At 36.6% G+C, this 3,678-nt stretch carries 3 protein-coding genes; all 3 read left to right on the forward strand.

All coding sequences use genetic code 11. The features are described from left to right. Positions 1-2,050: T9SS outer membrane translocon Sov/SprA (gene sov, locus AC1DPQ_RS21175; RefSeq protein ID WP_477610786.1), on the forward strand; the 2,050-nt coding region annotated here is incomplete at its 5' end. Between the two features lie 211 nt (positions 2,051-2,261). Next, positions 2,262-3,140: a hypothetical protein gene (locus tag AC1DPQ_RS21180; protein ID WP_477582296.1), complete on the forward strand. Its 879-nt coding sequence runs from the start codon at positions 2,262-2,264 to the stop codon at positions 3,138-3,140. Positions 3,141-3,477: 337 nt separating this feature from the next. Continuing rightward, the coding region (locus AC1DPQ_RS21185) for a glycine cleavage system protein H (RefSeq protein ID WP_477610787.1) at positions 3,478-3,678 on the forward strand (201 nt) is incomplete at its 3' end.

The following is a 3,678-nucleotide window of genomic DNA, read 5'->3' on the forward strand; positions in this document are numbered from 1 at the left end:
GAGCAGTATTCAGAATACCTATAGGGCATCGTTACAGTACAGTTATTCTAAAGAAGCCAAAACAATAGCGCCGTTTGAAAAGATTATTAAATCAAACATGCTGGCTTTATTGAAGGATTTTAACTTCAGTATTTTCCCAAGTGCCATTAATTTCAGGATTGATGTAGACCGTTTATATTCAGAAAATACCTTACGGAATAACGATCCGAATAATACCATCGGGGTTTACCAGAGTGGTTATGGTACCACCTTTAACAAAAACTTCACCATGAGTAGGATTTATGGTGTAGCCTGGAACCTTACCCGTTCGTTACAGTTAGATTTTAATGCCACAAATTATTCGATCATTGATGAACCGGATGGAAGACTTGACGGTTTAAAACGCGATACCGTTTGGCAAAACTTAAAACGTTTAGGGCGTACAACCGATTATAACCATAATTTAAACGTTACCTATAACCTGCCAATTGATAAAATACCGGGACTAAACTGGATTACCGTTAAAACCCGTTATGGTACCAACTTTAACTGGCAAACTGAGCCGCTTTCTACTTTACGTGATCCGAATATTAATTTGGGTAATACGGTACAGAACAGCAGAACGGTACAGGTAAACCCAACCTTAAACCTAACTACTTTATACAATAAGTTTGGTTTTATCAGAAAGGCGGGCAACGACCAGGAAGGAAGTGGTGCTAAGACATTTTTTATTAATCTATTAACGAGTGTAAAAAACGTTAATGCCAGCTTTGTACAAACCAAAGGTATTTTCTTGCCAGGCTATCTGCCAACCACTAAGTATTTTGGTATCGATAATGTAACGGGTGCACCAGGTTTGGGCTTTGCTTTCGGCAGTCAGCGCGATATTCGTGATATGGCCTTAAACAATGGATGGCTCACCACCGATACCTTGCAGAATCAGTTATATGTAAACACACTCAGAGAAGATTTTCAGCTTACCGGGCAGGTAGAGCCATTTAAAGATTTACGGATTACGCTAAAGGCCAATAAGGCGCAAACAAGAAACTTTTCTACCAATTTCAGGTATGTAGCCAGTGTATCATCGTTCGAAAACTTAAGTGCCATTACCACGGGCGATTATAGCGTATCGTATATTGCTTTGGGTACAGCTTTCAAAGAAAATAACTCAACGGTGATTTCGGGTCTGTTTAATCAGTTTATGGCCAATAGGATCATTATCTCTCGAAGATTGGGTGCTCAGAATCCAAATTCAGGGGGTGTAAACGGCGGTTATGCCGATGGTTACAGTAAAGAAAGCCAGGATGTAATTATCTCTGCTTTTATGGCCGCTTATTCAGGCAAAGATGCCGGGAAAACGAAAATGAATGCCTTTCCTAAAATTCCACTTCCAAACTGGAGTTTAACCTATAGCGGATTAACACGTATTCCTTTTATCGCCGACAAGTTTTCATCTGTCGATATCAGACATGGCTATCGCTCTGCCTATAATATTAATGGCTTTAACTCATTATTGCGTTATCAGGAAACCAATGGTGCGGTTAGCAGTAGAGATGTAAATAATAATTTTTTACCGGAATACCAGTTTGCTCAGGTAACCATTTCTGAATATTTTTCTCCGTTGGTTGGTGTTGATACCAGGTTTAAAAATAACCTGACCGCTTCTTTCGAATTAAACCGTTCACGTTTATTGGGATTAAGTTTATCAAACAGTCAATTGGCACAGCTATCAGAAAACAATATGGTTTTAGGATTGGGCTACCGTACCAATAAATTCCGTTTCCCATTTGGATGGTTTAAAAGCCTGAAAATGGATAACAACATGGATTTCAAATTGGATGTAGCTATCCGCGATAATAAAACCGTTATTTACAGGGCTGATGTTACCGAAGCGGAAGTTTCTTCAGGAGCAAAAAACATTACCTTAAGACCAAGTGTAGATTATGTGTTGAATCAGAAATTTAATATCAAATTGTTTTACGATTCGAATATTACAAAGCCTTATACTTCACAAACCTTTAATACTTCATTCAGTAATTTCGGATTTAGTTTAAGGTTTACACTGAATTAATAGCTTAGGATCAAAAGCTATTGATTATTGGAAGCCTCTGGTTCATTACGTTACATTTTATCCAGTGCTTACCATTTAGCTTTATGCCTCTAGCCTACGAATAATCTGCCGGATAGATTGCGTGATAGATGACCTTGCTACGTTTCAAAACGATTTGCGACGCGAAGAACATTAAACACGAAAGTCTTTACACTTAGACGTAAAATGTCGAATGAATAATAGTCATCACAATAAAGGTATACAAAGAAAGTTGATGGATAGGTTCCGTGAGAAAAACATCCATGAAACTTCTATTAAAGATTACATGGAAAGTTTTTCTCGCATGATAAACCATTTCAAATTTGTTTTTTTTAAGCTTCCGTATGGACTTAAATTACATCGCGTCAGGGTCCATAAAAGTCCGGAGGACATCAAAAATCTATCTGATTTATGGTGTCCAGAACCCACCAGGTCTATCGGAAGGTTGAATGACCTTAATGATACGATCCTATATACCTCCCATGGGGCCGATACGTCAATCCGAGAACTAAATCCAGTTGATGGGATGTATTGCACATGTTTAGAGCTGGAAATACTCCATCCGGTAAATTTTGTTCATATCGGCATTCTTGAATTTATATCAAATGAGAATGCTTTCTTTAATAGTAAAAAGCACGCCGACTATAATAATAAGGCTATCAAAATAGCCTACAACAATAATAAAAAACTCATAGAGATAGATCGCGAACTGAAAAGATTTATTACCGAAGAATTCGTTAAGGATGTGGATCCTGGGAATATTGATGAATACAAAATTTCAATAGCTATAGCTAAACAATTTTTTCTTTCAAAGGATATTGGTGCTATCGCTTATCCAAGTATTAAGTCAGATAAATTGAATATCAATGTTGCTATCAAATCAGATATTGCTAAGACTCATTTAATTGCCACTAGGATTGATATGTTTCAAATTAAAGACTCAGTGCACCAAGGGAAACCGAGACAAGCTTTGTATCCAATAAAAGGTTGTTACCAAGGCATCAACTTTATTCGTCCATTAGAATTTTCTGATTCTAAAGACGTTGAAGGGTGGGCGACAAAAGATATTTAACAACCAATGAAAAGGTAAAACTCTATATTATTGAATTTTTAACAATCACAATGTCCTTGATTACAACAAGAGCAAAGACATCGCAGTGAATGTGCCTATGCTACATGAATTAGATATCCAGTTACAGTAAACAGTGGTTTCTTATTTGAATGCTCATTTGATTACGAATATGTGCTTTTTTCCTAGGTACTACTTATCGTGAAATTAACTAAAATTTACCCTTTGCTAATGCTTAAACTAAATTGTATTTTTGGCCGGTAAACGCTGGGAAACGTTTTATCCATACAAGCTTAATAAACAAGAAAATTAATATAACTTATATCAATAAATACAAACCATGAATTTTCCATCAGAATTAAAATACACTAAAGACCACGAGTGGGTTAAAGTTGAAGGTAACGAAGCTATTATCGGTGTTACTGATTTCGCTCAGCGCGAATTAGGTGATATTGTTTATGTTGACATCAATACTGTAGGCAGCGAAGTAGCAAAAGAAGAAGTTTTTGGTACTGTAGAAGCCGTTAAAACAGTGTCTGAT

This window comes from Pedobacter sp. 01T416_2 (genome assembly GCF_056398925.1).

What these genes read in the sequence shown, in the direction of transcription:
- AC1DPQ_RS21180 (WP_477582296.1), top strand. Translation starts at nt 2,262, where the DNA reads ATGAATAATAGTCATCACAATAAAGGTATACAAAGAAAGTTGATGGAT.